Raw genomic sequence first — 16,872 nt, 5'->3', positions numbered from 1 at the left:
GTACCCTGGTCGGGTGGCGCGCATCAACGAAATCCGCGACGGCGTCTTCGCCGTGAGCACGGACAACTGGAGGCTGAACTCCGGGGTCGTGCTCGGGTCCCGTCGCGCCCTCGTGATCGACACGGGCGCGGGCCCGCGCCAGGCCCGCGAGATCCTCGAGGCCGTCCGCTCGCTCACGGGCCTGCCGCTGACGGTGGTGAACACCCACGCCCACTACGACCACTTCCTGGGCAACGCCGTGTTCCAGCGCGCCGGGGCCGAGGACTTCTGGGCGCACCGCGGCTGCGCGGCGGCGATCCAAGCGCACGGCGACTTCCAGCGCTCCTTCGTGGGCACCCACGAGCCCGAGATGGCCGCCGCCGAGGGGCCGGACACCCGTCTCGTCGTGCCCAACCGGCACCTGCCGGGCACGGGCCGGCGCCCCGCCCTGACCCGGGTGGACCTGGGGGAGCGGGCGGCGGTGCTCTTCTCCTTCGGCCCGGGCCACACCGACAACGACCTCTGCGTGGGCGTCGACGACGTCGTGTTCACCGGGGACCTCGTGGAGCAGGGCGCCGACCCCAGCTTCGACGACTCCTACCCGCGGGGCTGGGCCACGGCCCTCGAGAGCCTGGCCGCCCTCGACCGGTACCAGGTCTTCGTCCCCGGCCACGGCAACCCGGTGGAGCGCGGCTTCGTGCTCCAGCAGGCCCGGCTCATGCGCACCGCGATCGAGCGGGTGGACGCGAGCGAGGCCGCCGCGGCGCAGCCGGACGGCATGCGGCCCGTGACGGCCTCGATGTTCCGCCTGCCCTACAACCCGGGGGCGGCGCGGATCCTCCTGGACCGGCTCGAGCGGATCAGGGCCGAGGACGCCGCGACCGAGGAGCTTGCAGCGCTGTCAGCGCCGCTGCCGCCAGGAGACTGACCCCGAGGATCGCCGCGCACGCCGCGACCGCAGCCCAGCCCCCGCCCGGCACGCGCAGGGCCGCCCACAGCGGCAGCAGGCCGACCAGCAGGGCCCCCGCGCCGGAGACGGCCAGCAGGGCGGTCAGGCCCCCGCCGGGCACGGGGCGTTCCACGGGCCCGGTCAGGCGCAGCACGAGCCCGCCCAGGGCCGCCCAGCCCGCCACGACCAGCAGGGACGCCACCACGTCCGAGGGCCGGTGCCAGCCGTTCAGCAGCGTGGCCACCCCGGTCGCGGTCGTGGCGGCCGCCCCCAGCAGCCCGACCACCGGCCGGGAGGAGGCGGGGGCCGCGAGCAGCACCACCGCCACGGCGGCGGCCGCGGCGGCCGTGTGCCCGGACGGGAAGGAGTTGACGGCGGCCTCCTGGATCCCCAGGTCCGGCTTCTCCAGCAGCACCCGCTTGAGCAGCTGGACCGTGAGGTTGGAGAGCACGACCACCGCCGCCCCGACCACCGCCGGGGCGAGGCGCCGGGAGCGCACGGCCAGGACCGCGAGGCACAGGGCGGAGACGGCGCCCACCACCCACGGGACCGAGTCGAGCAGCTGGGCGGCGCGGTCGGAGAGGTCGGGGAAGGCGCCGCTCGCCTGGCGCAGGGCCAGTTCGTCGAGCCACTGCCCGGTCGCGGTGGTGAGGGCCACGACCCCGACCAGCGCGGCCGACGCCCACAGGGCGGCGGCGCCGAGCAGGTGGCCCAGGATCTGCAGGACGGTGGGGGCGGGGCGGCGGGCGGTCGTGGTCATCGAGCTCCTGGGCGGTGGTGCGGATCGTCGGGGCGCGGGCACGGCCGCGGTGGTGCGGATCGTCGGGGCGCGGGCACGGCCGCGGCCGTGCGGGCACCCGCGGAGCCCTCATCATTCCACGCACGGATCGGAGCGGGCTGAGAGGCGCCGCCTAGGCTGGGGAGCATGCTCCCCGCCGTGGTCCTGCCCCCGCTCGACGACCTGCTCGCGCACGCGCACGTCGTCGCCCTGCCGATGCGGGTGCGCTTCCGCGGCGTCGACGTGCGCGAGTCGGTGCTCCTGCGCGGCCCGGCGGGGTGGGGGGAGTTCGGCCCGTTCCCCGAGTACGGGGACGCCGAGGCGGGCGCCTGGCTCCGCGCCGCGGTCGACGCCGCGTGGCACGGCTTCCCGGCGCCCCGGCGCACGCGCATCCCCGTCAACGCGACCGTGCCCGCCGTGCCGGCGGCCCGGGTCCGGGAGGTCCTCGCCGGTTTCGGGGGCGGGGTGCGTGCCGTGAAGATCAAGGTCGCCGAGCGCGGCCAGGGGCCGGGGGACGACGACGCCCGGGTCGCGGCCGTGCGGGCCCTGCTGCCGGAGGCCGAGCTGCGGGTGGACGCCAACGGCGGGTGGGACGTGCCCACGGCCCTCGCGGCCCTGGAACGGCTCGGGCGGCACGGGCTCGCGTACGCGGAGCAGCCCGTGCCCACGATCGAGGGCCTCGCCGCCGTCCGGGAGGGCCTCGCCGACCGGGGCGTGGCGGTGCTGGTGGCCGCGGACGAGTCCGTGCGCAAGGAGGACGACCCCCTGGCGGTGGCCCGGGCGGGCGCCGCCGACCTGCTCGTGGTCAAGGCGGCCCCGCTGGGCGGGGTGCGCCGCGCCCTGGACGTGGTCGCCCAGGCCGGCCTGCCGGCGGTGGTCAGCTCCGCCCTGGACACCTCCGTGGGCATCCGGGCGGGTCTCGCGCTCGCCGCCGCCCTGCCCGAGCTCCCGTACGCCTGCGGGCTCGGGACGGTGTCCCTCATGCGGGCGGACGTCCTGCGGGAGCCGCTGCGGCCGGTGGGCGGGATGCTCGAGCTGCGGGACGCGGTCCCGGACCCCGAGCTGCTGGCGCGCCACGCCGTGCCCGCCGACCGGCGCCGGTGGTGGCTGGAGCGGCTGCGCCGCGTGCACGCCCTGGCCGGGGTCGCGCCTCACCCCTGAGCCGCGACCCCCAGGACCTCGGCCCGGAGCCGGTCCGGGTCCACCGGCTCGCCCTCGTGCAGCCCGTGGCCCCGGACCCAGGCCCGGGCGGCGCGCCACACGTCGTCGCAGCCGAGCTCCATGTCGGGGTGGGCGGCGCCGATCCGGGTCTGGGCCGTGTGCTCGGGGTCGTCGCCCGTGAAGGAGAAGACCGCCACGGGGCTGCAGGCGAGCCCCACCACCCCGCGGACGGAGGCGATGATCCGTCCGTGCAGGCAGTCCCCCGGGTGGAGGTCCCACGCGCGGTGGATGCTCAGGCAGTCCACGGCCGCACGCCGGTACCCGTGCGCGCCGTGCTCGTGCGGAACGTTCCCCCCGTGCTCCCGCGGGGACAGCAGTCCCCCCTCTGGTTCGGTGTGCATCGCGCGCCTCCTCCGCCGGTGTCCCGGCCGGCTCCGCCGCCGCGGCGGCACGGCCCGTGGGCGGATCGAGCAGAAGGAGGGGGGTCTTCCGGACGTTCCCGGTCACGGTCCGGGGCGCTGAACGGATGGGACGGCCTGACGCCTCGAGCATCCCAGAACCGGGACGGCCGCGGAATCCGCCGGCGCATTGTTTCTTTGAGTGAACTCGGCCCGGGACGGACCCGCTGATCAGGGGCGGATGGGTCCCCGGCCGGTCACTGCCCGTTCACCTGCGGTTCGCACGGCCGCCCCCGGGGCCTCACCGGGCGGTGGTGCAGTGGCGGAGCACCCGTTCCCCGACCGCGGTCCGCCGCGGGCCCCGTCCCCTGGGAGAGCCATGACCGACACCGCCAAGCGCACCGTCCTGCCCCTGCTCGGCCACACGCGCGGCAAGCGCAGCCCCGTCACGTGCCAGCTCAAGTGCGGCAGCGCCTGCGCCGGACCGGAGTGCAACACCTCCGGCAACGGCTACTTCCGCGACATCGCGAGCGCGGCGCTGTCCCGCCGCTCCGCCCTGGGCCTGGGCGCCGCGGCGGCCGTGACCGTCGGCGTCGTCGGCGCCACCCCGGAGGCCGCCCAGGCCCACGGCCGCGGACGCTCCGGGCTGTCCTTCGCGCCCATCGCCCCCGTGCCGAACACCGTGGACGACCTCACGGTCCCCGAGGGCTTCGACTGGTCCCCGATCATCCGCTGGGGCGACCCCCTGTTCGAGGACTCCCCGGAGTTCGACCCCCTCCGGCAGACCCCGGAGTCCCAGGCGGCCCAGTTCGGCTACAACAGCGACTACCTGGACATCCTCCAGGACCGCGGCGGGCGCAGCGGAGTGCTCGTGAACAACCACGAGTACACCAACGAGAACCTCATGTTCCCCGCCGAGCAGCAGGACGACCTCCAGCGGGTGGCCCGGGTGGCCATGGCCGCCCACGGCATGTCCGTCGTGGAGATCGCCCGCACCGGCCCCGGCCGGCCCTGGACCTACGTCCGCGGCGGAGCCCGCAACCGGCGCATCACCCTGAGCACGCCCTTCGCCGTGGACGGCCCGGCCGCCGGCTCCGCGCTGCTGAGGACGCAGGACGACCCGACCGGCACCGTGGTCCTCGGCACGCAGAACAACTGCGCCGGCGGCACCACCCCGTGGGGCACCGTCCTGTCCGGCGAGGAGAACTTCAACCAGTACTTCAAGGGCAACGGCTCCGCCGAGCAGAAGCGCTACGGGATCGCCGCCGAGGCCCCGAGCCGGCGCTGGCACGAGGTGGACCCCCGCTTCGACTCGACCCTGCCGGGCTACGAGAACGAGCCGAACCGGTTCGGCTGGGTCGTGGAGCTCGACCCCCAGGACCCCGCCTCGACCCCGGTCAAGCACACCGCACTGGGCCGCTTCAAGCACGAGGGCGCCAACGTGCGCGTGGCCGAGGACGGCACCGTGGTGGCCTACTCCGGCGACGACGAGCGCTTCGACTACCTCTACAAGTTCGTCTCCGCCCAGAAGTACGTCGAGGGCGACCGCGCCCACAACATAACGCTGCTCTCCGAGGGCAACCTGTACGTCGCGAAGTTCACCGGGGACACCGCGGCCGAGATCGACGGCTCCGGCCGGCTGCCCTCCGACGGCGCGTTCGACGGCTCCGGCGAGTGGCTGCCCCTGGTGGTGGACGGGGAGTCGGCCGTGGCCGGCATGTCCGTGGAGGAGGTCCTGGTGTTCACCCGCCTGGCAGCGGACCAGGTCGGCGCCACCAAGATGGACCGCCCCGAGGACGTCGAGCCCTCCCCGCACACCGGCAAGGTCTACGTGGCGCTGACCAACAACACCGACCGCGGCACCCCGGGCAAGGCCAGCCCGGACGAGGCCAACCCGCGCACCCAGAACCGCGACGGGCACGTCATCGAGATCACGGAGCGTCACCACCGTGCCGACGCCACCGAGTTCGGCTGGAACATCCTCCTCGTCGCCGGGGACCCGGCGAAGAACGCCTCCACCTACTTCTCCGGCTACCCGGTGGAGAAGGTCTCCCCGATCTCCTGCCCGGACAACCTGGCCTTCGACTCGGAGGGCAACCTGTGGATCTCCACGGACGGCGCCCCGGGGACCATCGGCTACAACGACGGACTGTTCAAGGTGGGACTGTCCGGGCGCGAGCGCGGCAACGTCGAGCAGTTCCTCGCCGTGCCGCAGGACGCCGAGACCTGCGGGCCCGTGATCCGCGACCGCGAGCGCATGGTCTACGTGGCCGTGCAGCACCCGGGCGAGGACGGCTCCTTCGAGGAGCCCCGCTCCTACTTCCCGGACTACGTGGTGGAGACCCGCCAGGGCGAGGGCGAGTGGTCCCTGCCGCGGCCGTCCGTGGCCCAGGTCTTCGCCGTGGACCGGGCCGGGGAGCCCGAGTTCCCCGGCGCGATCCACGACCGGCCGGGGCGGGGCCGCAACCAGCACAAGCGGCGCAAGAACGGCGAGCGCGGGCCCCGCTACCGCGGCTACAAGGGCAAGGCCACCGCGGAGACGAAGGCGGCCGCGAGGACCGCGTCCCGCTCCTACTGAGCCCCGCCTCCTGAGGCGTCCGGAGCCCACCGGTCCCCGGCCCGCCCCGCGGCGGGCCGGGGACCGCTGCGTTCCCGGACTACCCTGGTCTCCTGTGACCACACCCTCTCTCGACACCGCCCGCACCGTCCTGGAGGAGCTCGTCGCCGCCGGGATGCGGCACCTCGTCGTAGCCCCCGGCTCCCGGTCCGCGCCGCTGGCCTACGCCGCGGCGGCCGCCCAGGCCGCCGGGGCCCTCGAGGTCCACGTGCGGGTGGACGAGCGGAGCGCGGCGTTCACCGCCCTCGGCATCGCACGGGCCACCGGCCGGCCGGCCGGGGTGCTCACCACCTCGGGCACGGCCGTGGGCAACCTGCTCCCCGCGGTGCTGGAGGCCGACCACGCCGAGGTGCCCCTCGTGGTGCTCTCCGCCGACCGCCCGCCGGAGCTGCGGGGCACCGGCGCCAACCAGACCACCCGCCAGCCGGGAATCTTCGGCGACCACGTGCGCGCCGCCGTGGACCTCCTCCCGGACGACGACGTGCCCGCCCGGCTCGAGGAGGTCCTCGCCGCCCTGGCCGGCCGTGGACCGCAGGGGCCCCGGCCGGCGGGACCGGTCCACCTCAACGTGGCCCTGCGCGAGCCGCTGCACCCCGCGCCGGAGGACGGCCCGGTGCTCGCGGCCCGGGCCCGGCTGCTGGCCGCCCGGACGGGGGCACGGCCGGACCCGGGGCCGGCCGCGGTGGCGGCCGGCCCGGTCGCGGTCCCGCCGCCGGACGCCGGGACGGCGCGCTCCGTCGTCGTCGCCGGGGACGGCGCCGGACCGGACGCGGCACGCTTCGCCGAGGCGTGCGGGCTGCCGCTGCTCGCGGAGCCCTCCTCGAACGCGCGGAGCGGCCCGCACGCCGTGGGGGCCTACCGGCTGCTGCTGGACTCCCCGCTGGGCCGGCGGATCGAGCGGGTCCTGCTCGTGGGCCGGCCCACGCTCTCCCGCCCGGTCGGGGCCCTGCTCGCCCGGGAGGGCGTCGCCACCGCAGCCGTGCGGCCGGCACCCGTGGCCTGGTACGAGCCCGGGCGGCGCCGTGAGCGGGTGCTCACGAGCTGGGCCGAGGCGGCCGCCTTCACCGGCCGCGGCGCCCCCGGCTGGGCGCAGGCCTGGCGGGAGGCGGGCGCCGCCGCGGACGGCGCCGTCGCCGGGCTGCTCGCCGCCGAGCCGCCGGGCCGGGCCACGGGCCCGGCCGTGGCCGCCGCGGTGTGGGAGGCCTGCCGGCGGGACGGGGCCGTGCTGCTGGCGGGCTCCTCCAACCCCGTGCGCGACCTCGACCTGGCCGCCCGGCCCGGCCCGGCCTCCCCGCTCGTGCTCGCCAACAGGGGGCTCGCCGGGATCGACGGGACGGTGGCCACGGCCGCCGGCGCGGCGCTCGGCGGGGACCGGCCGGTCCGCGCCCTCCTGGGCGACCTGACGTTCCTGCACGACGTCTCGTCCCTGCTGCTGGGCCCGGGCGAGCGCGAGCCCGACCTCCAGCTCGTGGTCCTCAACGACGGCGGCGGGGGGATCTTCACGACCCTGGAGCACGGCGTGCTGGGGGAGCAGGAGGAGTACCGGGCGGTCGTGGAGCGGTTCTTCGGCACCCCGCACGAGGCCCGGCTCGACGCGCTGTGCGCCGGCTACGGCGTGGCCCACCGGCGTGCGGCCGGCGTCGCCGAGCTCGAGCAGGCGCTCGCCGCGCCCGTGCGGGGGCGCTCGGTCCTGGAGGTCGTGGTGGACCGGCGCGGGCTGCGGGACCTCCACGCGCGGATCCGGGCCGCCGTCGCCCGGGCCGCCGCGGAGGCCGCCGCGCAGGACATGGCTCAGGACACCGCGCAGGACACGGCTCCGGACAACGGTGCGGGAGGCCGCACCGGCCGCTGACGGGTCTCGAGGTGCGCCGGGTGCCCTGCGCCGGCCGGCGCCCCGGGGCCGGGGACGCGGGCGGGCCCCGCCCCCCGGCGAGGGGGGACGGGGCCCGGAGGCGGTGCCGCGGGGGTCAGCCGCGCACGGTGGGCGCCTCCTGCTCGGCGGGCGCCTGCGGGTGCCCGGCGAGCTCCTCCACCCGGTGTTCGGCCTCCTCCAGCCCGCGCTGGTGGGGCACCACGAGGGTGACCAGCGCACCGAGCAGGGCCACGCCGGCGAAGACGTAGAACGCCTGGGGGCCGCCGAAGCCGGCCGCGGCGAGCCAGCCGCCGATGATCGGGCCGAAGATGCCGCCGAACCGGCCCATGCTCGCGCAGAACGCCACGCCGGCGGCCCGGGCGTTGGTGGTGTAGTAGTTCGACTGGAACCCGTAGACCAGGACCTGGGTGCCGATGGTGCCCACGCCGGCCACGGCGATGAAGAGGAACAGCAGCGGCAGCGGGAAGCTGAAGGTCATCAGGACCAGGGCGATCGCGGCCAGCGCGAAGGTCGTGGCGATCATCCGCTGCGGGCCGGTGCGGTCCGCGAGGCGGGAGGCCAGCAGACCGCCGACCAGGGCGGAGCCGTTGAGCACGAGGACGAAGTAGAGCGGGCTGATGCTGTGGCCGTAGCCGTTCATGATGACGGCGAGCCAGGTGTTCAGTCCGTAGGTGAGCAGCAGGCCGCAGAAGGACATGAAGCCCAGCAGGATCGAGGCCAGGGCGAACTGCCTGGAGAACACGGCCGCGTAGCCGGTCCTGCGCGGTGCGGCCCCCACCGTCTGGATGACCTGCTCCTCGATCAGCGGGACGCCGGTCCGGAGGGCGACGGCCTCGGCCCGCTCGGTCTCGCCGCGGGTGAGCAGCCAGCGCGGGGACTCGGGGAGCTTCCACAGCATGAGCGGGACGAGCAGGAGGAGGGGGAGGGCCCCGATCATGAAGAGCCCGCGCCAGCTCAGGTCGGCGAGGAAGGCGATGCCCACGAGGGCGGCGAAGACGCCGCCGGCGGGGATGCCGGAGTAGACGATGCCGTTGTAGAACTGGCGGCGGCCGGCGGGGGCGAACTCGGCCATGGTGGCGCCGGCGGTGGCGATCACGAGGCCGAGGCCGATGCCGGTGAGGAAGCGCATCGCGCCGAAGGCCAGCACGCTGGTGGTGAGCGCGGTGACGAACATGCCCACGGAGAACCAGGCGACACCGGTGATCAGCAGCCGGCGGCGGCCGAAGAAGTCGCCGATGGCCCCGCAGACGAGCGAGCCGATGAGCACGCCGATGAGGGCGTAGGAGCCCACCAGGCCGGCGACGGCCGGCTCCAGGGTCCCGATCTGGGTGGGGTCGGCGAGCAGGCCCGGCAGGACCACGCCGTAGATGACGAGGTCGTAGCCGTCGAAGAGCAGGGCGAGGCAGATGATGAACGCCACGAAGCGGGCGGTCCTCTGCTCGAGCAGCGGGTTCTCCGCGATGATGGTGTGTGGTTGGGTCATGTTCCCCGGGACCTCTCTGGGCAGCGCGTGGACAAGGCAGGAAGCGGGGGAGACCGGCGGTGCGTCCCCTGGCTGCGTCCAGCCTGGCAGAGCTGTGATCCGGGTCATATGAGGCAAAGACCCAGGGATCCACCAGGGGGTGATTCACATGTCGGAGGTATTGATGTCCTCGATCGGGTCTGTTGCGGATATGAGTCCGGGCCCGTCGTCCGCAGACGACGGGCCCGGACCGCGCCGGGTCACTGCTCCGGGGCCTGCACCTGCGTGGGGTTGAGCACGCGGGAGAGGAACGCCTGGGTGCGGGGCTCGCGGGGGTGGCGGATCACCTCGGCGGCGGGGCCCTCCTCGACGACCACCCCGCCGTCCATGAACACCACCTTGTCGGCGACGTCGCGGGCGAACTCCATCTCGTGGGTGACCACGAGCATGGTCATGCCCTCGGCGGCGAGGTTGCGCATGATGGCCAGGACGTCGCCCACCGTCTCGGGGTCGAGGGCGGAGGTCGGCTCGTCGAAGAGCATGAGGGACGGGTCCATCGACAGGGCCCGGGCGATGGCCACGCGCTGCTGCTGCCCGCCGGAGAGCTGGTCGGGGTAGTTGTCCGCCTTCTCGGCCAGGCCCACGCGCTCCAGGTTGCCGCGGGCGATCCGCTCGGCCTCGGCGCGGTCCCGCTTGAGCACCTTGAGCTGGGCCACGGTGCAGTTCTCGAGCACGTTCAGGTGCGGGAAGAGGTTGAACTGCTGGAAGACCATGCCCACGTGCCGGCGCATCCGGTCGACGTCGGCCTCGGGGTCGGTGACCTCGAAGTCGCCGATCGTGATCCGCCCCTGCTGGGGGGTCTCGAGCAGGTTGACGCAGCGCAGCAGCGTGGACTTGCCGGAGCCGGAGGGGCCGATGAGGCAGACCACCTGGCCGGCGCCGACGCTGAGGGAGATGCCCTTGAGGACCTCGAGGGAGCCGTAGGACTTGTGCAGGCCCTCGACGACGACGGAGGCCGCGTCCGCGAGGCCGTCGGCGCCGCCGGGCCCGGACCGGGGAGTGGGGGAGGATGCAGTGCTCACAGTCAGGCTCCTAGGACTTCTTCATGCGGTCGGTCTTGGACTCGAAGCGGCGGGTCAGGATGCCCAGGGGCACCGTGATGATGAGGTAGCAGACACCCGCCACCACCAGCGGCGTGAGCCCCGCCCCGGCACCGGAGATGGCCTCGCGGCCGTACTTGGTGAGCTCGTACTGGCCCACGCCCATGCCCAGCAGGTAGACCAGCGACGAGTCCTTGGTCAGCAGGATCACCTCGTTGGTCAGCGGGGGCAGCACGATCCGCAGCGCCTGTGGGATGACGATCGTGACCATGGCCCGGGCGTGGGACATGCCCAGGGAGCGCGCGGCCTCGTACTGGCCCTTCGGCACGGCCTGCAGACCCGCCCGCAGGGACTCCGCGATGTATGCGGCGGCCACGAGGCCCAGGGCGATCATCACCGTGACGTAGTGGTTGAAGCGGAAGCCGAAGGCCAGCGGGATGCCGTAGCCGAAGGCGAGGAAGACCAGCAGGGCGGGCACGCCGCGGAAGAACTCGATGTAGATCGTGGCCAGCCACCGGTAGGGCGCCACGGACGAGAGCTTCATGAGCGCGAGCACCACACCGCCGGTGAGGCCGACCACGAAGCCGAGGAGCGTGTAGATGAGCGTGTTCTTCAGCGCGACCACGATGATGCCGGGGAACTGCTGGGCCGCGATGGCCGGGTTGAACACCTTCTCGACCAGCAGCGGCCAGTCGGCGACCGCGATGAGGGCGAGGACGACGAGGATCAGGACGGCGTACTGGACGCCGCGGGAGAGCCGTGCTCTCTGGTGCATGGTCATGGCCATGGGTTGGTCCGTTCTGGGTGGTACGGGTGGGACGGTGACGGGGCCGGCGTCCCGGGTGCGGGTCGCCGGCCCCGGGTCAGTTCTCCTGGACGGGGATCCACGTCTCGACGATCTTCTCGAGCGTGCCGTCCTCCTCGATGCGGTCCAGGGTGGCGTCGACCGCGCCGAGCATCGCCTCGTCGCCCTTCGCCACGGCCACGCCGAGCTGGTCGTCGAGGTCGGCGGTCTCCTGCACCACGAAGTCCGGGTCGTCCTGGGCGTGCTGGGCGATCGCCGTGACGTCGTCGAGCACCGCGTCCACGCTCCCGGTGCTGAGCCCGGTGAACAGCGTGGTGGCGTCCTCGAACTGGACGGCGTTGAGGCCGAGCTCCCGGGCCTGGGTCTCGCCGACCGTGCCCTGCATGACCCCGACCCGCACCTGCTCCTCGCGGGCGGCGTCGATGGAGTCGACCCCGTCCTCCCCGTCGGTCACGAGGCCGACCTCGTTGTCGTAGTAGGGGTCGGAGAAGTCCATCACCGTCCGCCGCTCCTCGGTGATGGACAGGGCGGAGATCGCGACGTCGCACTGGTCGGTCTCGAGGGCCGCGCCGGACTGGATCGACTCGAAGGCGAGCGTGACGTTCTTCATCTCCACGCCGAGGTCCTCGGCGATCTCCCGGCCGAGGTCCATGTCGAGACCGACCATCTCGCCGCCCTCCTCCATCTCGAACGGCGGGTAGTTGGACTCCGAGCACACGGTGAGGAACCCGGGCTCCACCAGGGCCACGGCCGAGGACGCGGTGGCCCCCGCGGTCTCCCCGCCGCCGTCCGCGGCCTCCCCGGAGGGGCTCTCGGACGTGCAGGCGGTCAGGGCGAGGGCGGCGATCGCGGACAGCGCCGCCAGCGCGTGCGCGCGGGACGGGCGGGTCGTCGGACGGGGCATGCGGGGTTCCTCCGGTGGGAGCAGTGGTCGTCGGCGCGGACGGGCCGGGCGCGGGCCCGGCCCTGCGGGGCGGTGGCCCCGCGCGTGTTCGGGCACCAGGATACGGTGCGAGCCCGGCTCCGGCTCAGCCGGCGGACAGGCCCGGGGCGGGCACGAGGCGCTCCGGGGCCCCGGCGGCCCGCTGCCCCAGGGCCTGGAGCATCGGCCGCAGCTTCGCCCAGGTCTCGGCCAGCTCGGACTCGGGGTCGGAGGCGGCCACGATGCCGCACCCGGCGTAGAGCCGCACCGTGCGCTCGTCCTCCTGCACCGCGCCGCGCAGGGCGATGCCCCAGTCCCCGTTGCCGGCCGCGTCGAGCCAGCCGACCGGGCCGGCGTAGAGTCCCCGGTCCATCTGCTCCAGCTCCGGGATCGCGGCGGCGGCCACCGCCGTGGGCGTCCCGCACACCGCGGCGGTGGGGTGCAGGGCCTCGGCGAGCTCGAGGGAGGACGGCGGGTCCCCGGCCGGGCCCGGGCGCAGCGCGGCGGTGACGTCCGAGGCGAGGTGCCACACGTTGGGCAGCTCGAGGATGAACGGCTCCGGGGAGGTCGTGACGGCGTCGGTGTAGGGGGCCAGCGACGCCTCGAGGGAGTCGATCGCGAACCCGTGCTCGTGCTGCTGCTTCTCCGACTCGCCGAGCACCCGCGCGGCGTACTCGTGCGGGTCCTCGTCCGGGGGCGCGGCGTCCCGGTCCAGGGTGCCGGCGAGGACCCGGGCGTGGGCCACGCCGTCGAGGACCCGCACCAGCATCTCGGGGGTGGCCCCCATGAGCCGGCCCGCGCCCGCGGGGTCCCCGCCGAGGCCCACGCAGTACGTCCAGCACTGCTCGTAGCGCCGGGCGAGGTCCCGCACCACGGCCACGGCATCGAGCGGGGCGTCCGTGCGCGCCACGACGTCCCGGGCCAGGACCAGCTTCTCCATCCGGCCGGAGCGGATGCGCTCGACGCCCTCGCGCACCGCCTCCGTCCACTCGTGCTCGCCCAGGGTCCCGGAGGACAGCCGGACCACGGCCGGCGCCGCGGGCGGCCCGCTCGCGGCGGGCGGGCGCCCGGGGGCGGAGCCGATCCGGCGCAGCCAGGCGGCCGCGACGTCGTCGGCGCCCAGCGCGAAGGGGGTCCCGGGGGCCACGGCCACCACGAGGGTCGCCCACGCGACGTCGCCCCGGCGGCCCACGAGCAGCTCCGGGACCACGAGCCCGGAGTCCACGGCGGAGGCGGTCGCGAACGTGAACGCGCCGAAGGCGGTCAGCCCGGTCCCGGGCACTCCCACGCGGTCCTCGATCACGGCCGCGCCGACCAGGTCGTCCCACCACACGCGGGCCGCCGTGAACCGGTCCGCGCCGCGCACCGTGTGCTCGGCGGCCCGGCCCCAGGCCACGAGTCCGCGCCCGTCCACCGTCCAGGTGAGCAGCTCCGGTCCGGCGAGCAGGTCCCGCAGGTCCGGGGCGGCTGCGGGGTCCGCGCCCAGCGCGGACAGCGGCACCGTCAGGGCGTGCAGCACGGGGACCGGCGGGGCGGCTGCGGGGTCGGCGGCGGGGGCGGTGGGAGACATCGCCCCCCAGTCTAGGCCGACCGCCGGACAGCCCCCGGTCCCGCTCCCGCGGGCGGGGCCGCCGGGAGGGCGTCCGGGGCGGGCGCCGGGGGAGGGGCCCGGGCGGGGGCGTCGGAGCGAGGTGCGACAATGACCGGGTGAACCGAGCAGACCTGTCCAAGCAGCCGCACGAAGTCTCCGCCATGTTCGACGACGTGGCGCCCCGCTACGACCTCGTCAACGACATCCTCTCGCTGGGGCGGACCCGCGGCTGGCGCAGGGTCGTCGCGGAGGCCGTCGGCGCCGTCCCGGGGGAGAAGGTCCTCGACCTCGCCGCCGGGACCGGGACCTCGTCCGAGCCGTACGCGGACGCAGGCGTCGACGTCGTGGCCGCGGACCTCTCGCTCGGGATGCTCGAGGTGGGCCGCGCCCGCCGCCCGGACATCGAGTTCGTGCAGGCCGACGCCACCCGGCTGCCGTTCGCGGACGCGTCCTTCGACGCCGTGACCATCTCCTTCGGGCTGCGCAACATCCAGGACTACCGCCGCGCGCTCGCCGAGATGCTGCGGGTCGCCCGGCCGGGCGGGCGGCTCGTGATCTGCGAGTTCTCGACCCCCACGGCCGCCCCGCTGCGCACCGTCTACACGGAGTACCTCATGAAGGCGCTGCCGGGGATCGCCGCGCGCGCGGCGTCCAACCCGGAGGCCTACCGGTACCTCGCGGAGTCCATCGCGGCGTGGCCGGACCAGGAGGACCTCGCCGCCGAGATCCTCGCGGCCGGCTGGACCGGCGTGCAGTACCGCAACCTCACCGGCGGCATCGTGGCCGTGCACCGGGCCGTCAAGCCCGCCGCGGACGCCCCCGCCCGATGAGGGCCCTCGTCCTCGGCGGCGGCCCCGCCGGCGCCACGGCCGGGTACTGGCTCGCGGCGCACGGGATCGAGGTCACCGTCCTGGAGAAGACCGCGTTCCCGCGGGAGAAGGTCTGCGGCGACGGGCTGACCCCGCGCGCCGTGCGCGAGATGCGGCTCATGGGCCTCCCGCACGGGCCCGAGCTCGGCTACGCCCGCAACCGGGGGCTGCGGCTCGTGGCCCGCGAGCGCAGCGTCGAGGTGCCGTGGCCCGAGCTGAGCGACTTCCCGCCCTACGGGCTCGTGCGCACCCGGCTGGGCTTCGACGAGCACCTGGCCGGGCACGCCCGCGCCGCCGGGGCCCGGGTGCTCGAGCGCCGGGCCGTGACCGGGGTGCTCCGCGACGGCTCCGGCCGGGTCGTCGGCGCCCGCGCCAACGTCCTCGACGCCGCCGGGCGGCGCACCGGCGAGACCGAGGAGCACCGGGCGGACGTCGTGCTCGCGGCCGACGGCAACTCCTCCCGCACCGCGGTGTCCGCCGGGCTGCACAAGCGGGACGACCGCCCGATGGGGGTGGCGGTGCGCGCCTACTTCGAGTCCCCGCGCTCGGACCTGGACTGGATGGAGGGCTGGCTCGAGCTCACCGACGGCACCGACCCGCAGCGGGCGCTGCTGCCGGGCTACGGCTGGGTCTTCGGCGTCGGGGACGGCACCGCCAACGTGGGACTCGGGATCCTGGACACCTCCCCGGCGTTCGGGGACCTGGACTACCGGAAGGTGCTCGCGGACTGGACCGCGTCCATGCCCGCCGAGTGGACGTTCGACGAGGAGCACCGCCGCGGCCGCGTGCTCGGCGCGGCCCTGCCGATGGCGTTCAACCGCACGCCGCACCACGTCCCGGGGATGCTGCTGCTGGGCGACGCCGCGGGCCTCGTCTCCCCGTTCAACGGGGAGGGCATCTCCAACGCGATGGAGTCCGCCCGCTACGCCGCCGAGCACGTCGTGGCGGCCGCGGCCGCCAACGGCCCCGCCCAGCGGGAGCTCGTGCTCGCCGGCTACCCCGACCGGGTCCGGCAGGAGTGGGGCGCGCACTTCACCCAGGGCCGGGTCCTGGCCCAGCTCATCGGCAGCCCCGCCGTGATGAAGGCGGCCGTGCGCACCGGCATGGCCGTGCCCGCCCTGATGCGCTTCGTGGTCCGGGTCATGACGGAGCTCTCCGACCGCCCCGCCGCCACGTGGGAGGACCGGGTGGTCTCCCTCCTGGACGCCCTGACGCCCGCGACCGGCAACACCCGCCCCCCGAAAACTCGCTAGAGTGGTGGACCGTGACTGAATCCTCCTCCCCGAGCGCCGACGGCCCCGCCGCAGGTCTCGGCACCGATCAGGTGAGGCTGCCCGCCGGCTTCGACCTCATCGCGTCCGACGACCGGCTGGGCCCGGTCGTGCTCGGGTCGCTGGCCCGGATCGAGGAGCGGCTCGACGAGGCGGTGCGCAGCGCCGACCACCTGGCCGACGTCACCTCCCGCCACCTGCTCCAGGCCGGGGGCAAGCGCGTGCGGCCCCTGCTGACCGTGCTGGCCGGGGAGATCGGCGGCGGCATCAACGACGCCGTCCTCGAGTCCGCGGCCGTCGTGGAGCTCACGCACCTGGCGACCCTCTACCACGACGACGTCATGGACTCCGCGCCGCTGCGCCGCGGCGTCGCGACCGCGCAGACCGTGTGGGGCAACTCGGTGGCCATCCTCACCGGCGACCTCATCTTCGCCCGCGCCTCCTCGATGGTCTCCGAGCTCGGCCAGCGGGCCCTCAAGATCCAGGCGGACACGTTCGAGCGGCTCGTGCTCGGCCAGCTGCACGAGACGGTCGGCCCCCGCGAGGGGCAGGACCCGCTGGAGCACTACCTCGACGTCCTCTCGGGCAAGACCGGCTCCCTCATCGCGGCGTGCGGGCACTTCGGCGCGGTCCTGGCCGGGGCCGACCAGGACGTCGTGGACGTCATGGTCGAGTACGGGGAGAAGGTCGGCATCGCCTTCCAGCTCGCCGACGACGTGATCGACGTGACCGGCGAGGACGAGGTCTCCGGGAAGTCCCCCGGCACCGACCTGCGCGAGGGGGTGCCCACCCTGCCGGTGCTCATCCTGCGCCGGATGGCAGGGGAGGGCGACGCCGACGCGGTGCGCGCCCTCGAGCACCTCGACTCCGACCTCACCTCGGACGAGGCCCTGGCCCGGGCCGTGGCCGCGGTCTCGGGGCACCGGGCCACCGAGGAGGCGTGGCGGATCGCCCGGCAGTGGGCCGACGAGGCCATCGCGTCGCTGGAGCCGCTGCCGGACACGGTGGCCAAGCGCGCGCTCGTGGCGTTCGCGCACGCCGTCGTCCACCGCGAGGCCTGAGCGAGCTCCGCACCGTACGTCACGGGCCGTGGCGCC

The 16,872-nt window shown here is 75.2% G+C and carries 14 protein-coding genes; 7 read left to right on the top strand and 7 right to left on the bottom strand.

The features are described from left to right. Positions 1–13: 13 nt before the first annotated feature. Positions 14–907 (top strand): MBL fold metallo-hydrolase, encoded by an 894-nt coding sequence (locus ACZ2G1_RS06950; protein ID WP_017832458.1) that lies wholly within the window; start codon positions 14–16, stop codon positions 905–907. On the opposite strand, the gene ACZ2G1_RS06945 is transcribed toward ACZ2G1_RS06950, so the two are convergent. Next, a complete protein-coding gene (locus ACZ2G1_RS06945) occupies positions 840–1,688 on the bottom strand; it encodes a phosphatase PAP2 family protein (protein ID WP_017832457.1) in 849 nt (282 codons plus the stop codon). The genes ACZ2G1_RS06950 and ACZ2G1_RS06945 overlap by 68 nt on opposite strands. A gap of 165 nt (positions 1,689–1,853) precedes the next feature. Here ACZ2G1_RS06945 and ACZ2G1_RS06940 point away from each other — a divergent pair, with 165 nt between their 5' ends. After that, positions 1,854–2,867: an o-succinylbenzoate synthase gene (locus ACZ2G1_RS06940; RefSeq protein ID WP_109243605.1), complete on the top strand. Its 1,014-nt coding sequence runs from the start codon at positions 1,854–1,856 to the stop codon at positions 2,865–2,867. Here ACZ2G1_RS06940 and ACZ2G1_RS06935 read toward each other — a convergent pair. Continuing rightward, complete coding sequence (locus tag ACZ2G1_RS06935) at positions 2,858–3,268, bottom strand: hypothetical protein (protein ID WP_290467854.1); 411 nt, start codon at positions 3,266–3,268, stop codon at positions 2,858–2,860. The genes ACZ2G1_RS06940 and ACZ2G1_RS06935 overlap by 10 nt on opposite strands. Before the next feature lie 376 nt (positions 3,269–3,644). On the opposite strand from ACZ2G1_RS06935, the gene ACZ2G1_RS06930 reads away from it, so the two are divergent. After that, positions 3,645–5,843, top strand: a complete 2,199-nt coding sequence (locus ACZ2G1_RS06930) for a PhoX family protein (protein ID WP_470377603.1) — start codon at positions 3,645–3,647, stop codon at positions 5,841–5,843. Between the two features lie 94 nt (positions 5,844–5,937). Further along, complete coding sequence (gene menD, locus ACZ2G1_RS06925; protein ID WP_290467855.1) at positions 5,938–7,734, top strand: 2-succinyl-5-enolpyruvyl-6-hydroxy-3-cyclohexene-1-carboxylic-acid synthase; 1,797 nt, start codon at positions 5,938–5,940, stop codon at positions 7,732–7,734. A gap of 115 nt (positions 7,735–7,849) precedes the next feature. On the opposite strand, the gene ACZ2G1_RS06920 is transcribed toward menD, so the two are convergent. The 5 genes from ACZ2G1_RS06920 to ACZ2G1_RS06900 all read right to left on the bottom strand — a co-directional run bounded on the left by ACZ2G1_RS06920 (position 7,850) and on the right by ACZ2G1_RS06900 (position 13,614). Then, on the bottom strand, positions 7,850–9,238 hold the full coding sequence (locus ACZ2G1_RS06920; RefSeq protein WP_017832452.1) for an MFS transporter: 1,389 nt from the start codon (positions 9,236–9,238) through the stop codon (positions 7,850–7,852). Between the two features lie 239 nt (positions 9,239–9,477). Beyond that, positions 9,478–10,299 (bottom strand): amino acid ABC transporter ATP-binding protein, encoded by an 822-nt coding sequence (locus tag ACZ2G1_RS06915; protein WP_017832451.1) that lies wholly within the window; start codon positions 10,297–10,299, stop codon positions 9,478–9,480. Between the two features lie 10 nt (positions 10,300–10,309). Beyond that, the gene (locus tag ACZ2G1_RS06910; protein WP_035924981.1) at positions 10,310–11,104 is read right to left on the bottom strand and encodes an amino acid ABC transporter permease; all 795 of its coding nucleotides are present in this window, start codon (positions 11,102–11,104) and stop codon (positions 10,310–10,312) included. 76 nt (positions 11,105–11,180) lie between these two features. Further along, positions 11,181–12,026 carry an ABC transporter substrate-binding protein gene (locus ACZ2G1_RS06905; RefSeq protein WP_017832449.1) on the bottom strand — a complete coding sequence of 282 codons (846 nt, stop codon included), beginning with the start codon at positions 12,024–12,026 and terminating at the stop codon, positions 11,181–11,183. Between the two features lie 124 nt (positions 12,027–12,150). Then, positions 12,151–13,614, bottom strand: coding sequence for an isochorismate synthase (locus ACZ2G1_RS06900; RefSeq protein WP_017832448.1), 1,464 nt, complete (start codon positions 13,612–13,614; stop codon positions 12,151–12,153). 137 nt (positions 13,615–13,751) lie between these two features. Here ACZ2G1_RS06900 and ACZ2G1_RS06895 point away from each other — a divergent pair, with 137 nt between their 5' ends. The 3 genes from ACZ2G1_RS06895 to ACZ2G1_RS06885 are packed head-to-tail and all read left to right on the top strand — an operon-like array spanning position 13,752 to position 16,836. Continuing rightward, the gene (locus ACZ2G1_RS06895; RefSeq protein ID WP_081615708.1) at positions 13,752–14,465 is read left to right on the top strand and encodes a demethylmenaquinone methyltransferase; all 714 of its coding nucleotides are present in this window, start codon (positions 13,752–13,754) and stop codon (positions 14,463–14,465) included. After that, complete coding sequence (locus ACZ2G1_RS06890; protein WP_035924977.1) at positions 14,462–15,757, top strand: geranylgeranyl reductase family protein; 1,296 nt, start codon at positions 14,462–14,464, stop codon at positions 15,755–15,757. The genes ACZ2G1_RS06895 and ACZ2G1_RS06890 overlap by 4 nt, the downstream gene beginning before the upstream one ends. An 11-nt stretch (positions 15,758–15,768) precedes the next feature. Further along, positions 15,769–16,836 (top strand): polyprenyl synthetase family protein, encoded by a 1,068-nt coding sequence (locus ACZ2G1_RS06885; RefSeq protein ID WP_043738630.1) that lies wholly within the window; start codon positions 15,769–15,771, stop codon positions 16,834–16,836. The last annotated feature ends 36 nt before the right edge of the window (positions 16,837–16,872 follow it).

The organism is Kocuria sp. KKT182, from assembly GCF_055635395.1.
Note: the sequence above shows the minus strand (reverse complement) of the source record. Positions and strands in the feature narration are given on the sequence as shown.

Coding starts and splice junctions, on each gene's coding strand:
- ACZ2G1_RS06930 (WP_470377603.1), top strand. CDS start 3,645: ATGACCGACACCGCCAAGCGCACCGTCCTGCCCCTGCTCGGCCACACG.
- ACZ2G1_RS06945 (WP_017832457.1), bottom strand. CDS start 1,688: ATGACCACGACCGCCCGCCGCCCCGCCCCCACCGTCCTGCAGATCCTG.
- ACZ2G1_RS06890 (WP_035924977.1), top strand. CDS start 14,462: ATGAGGGCCCTCGTCCTCGGCGGCGGCCCCGCCGGCGCCACGGCCGGG.
- ACZ2G1_RS06910 (WP_035924981.1), bottom strand. CDS start 11,104: ATGGCCATGACCATGCACCAGAGAGCACGGCTCTCCCGCGGCGTCCAG.
- ACZ2G1_RS06900 (WP_017832448.1), bottom strand. CDS start 13,614: ATGTCTCCCACCGCCCCCGCCGCCGACCCCGCAGCCGCCCCGCCGGTC.
- ACZ2G1_RS06905 (WP_017832449.1), bottom strand. CDS start 12,026: ATGCCCCGTCCGACGACCCGCCCGTCCCGCGCGCACGCGCTGGCGGCG.
- ACZ2G1_RS06940 (WP_109243605.1), top strand. CDS start 1,854: ATGCTCCCCGCCGTGGTCCTGCCCCCGCTCGACGACCTGCTCGCGCAC.
- ACZ2G1_RS06935 (WP_290467854.1), bottom strand. CDS start 3,268: ATGCACACCGAACCAGAGGGGGGACTGCTGTCCCCGCGGGAGCACGGG.
- ACZ2G1_RS06920 (WP_017832452.1), bottom strand. CDS start 9,238: ATGACCCAACCACACACCATCATCGCGGAGAACCCGCTGCTCGAGCAG.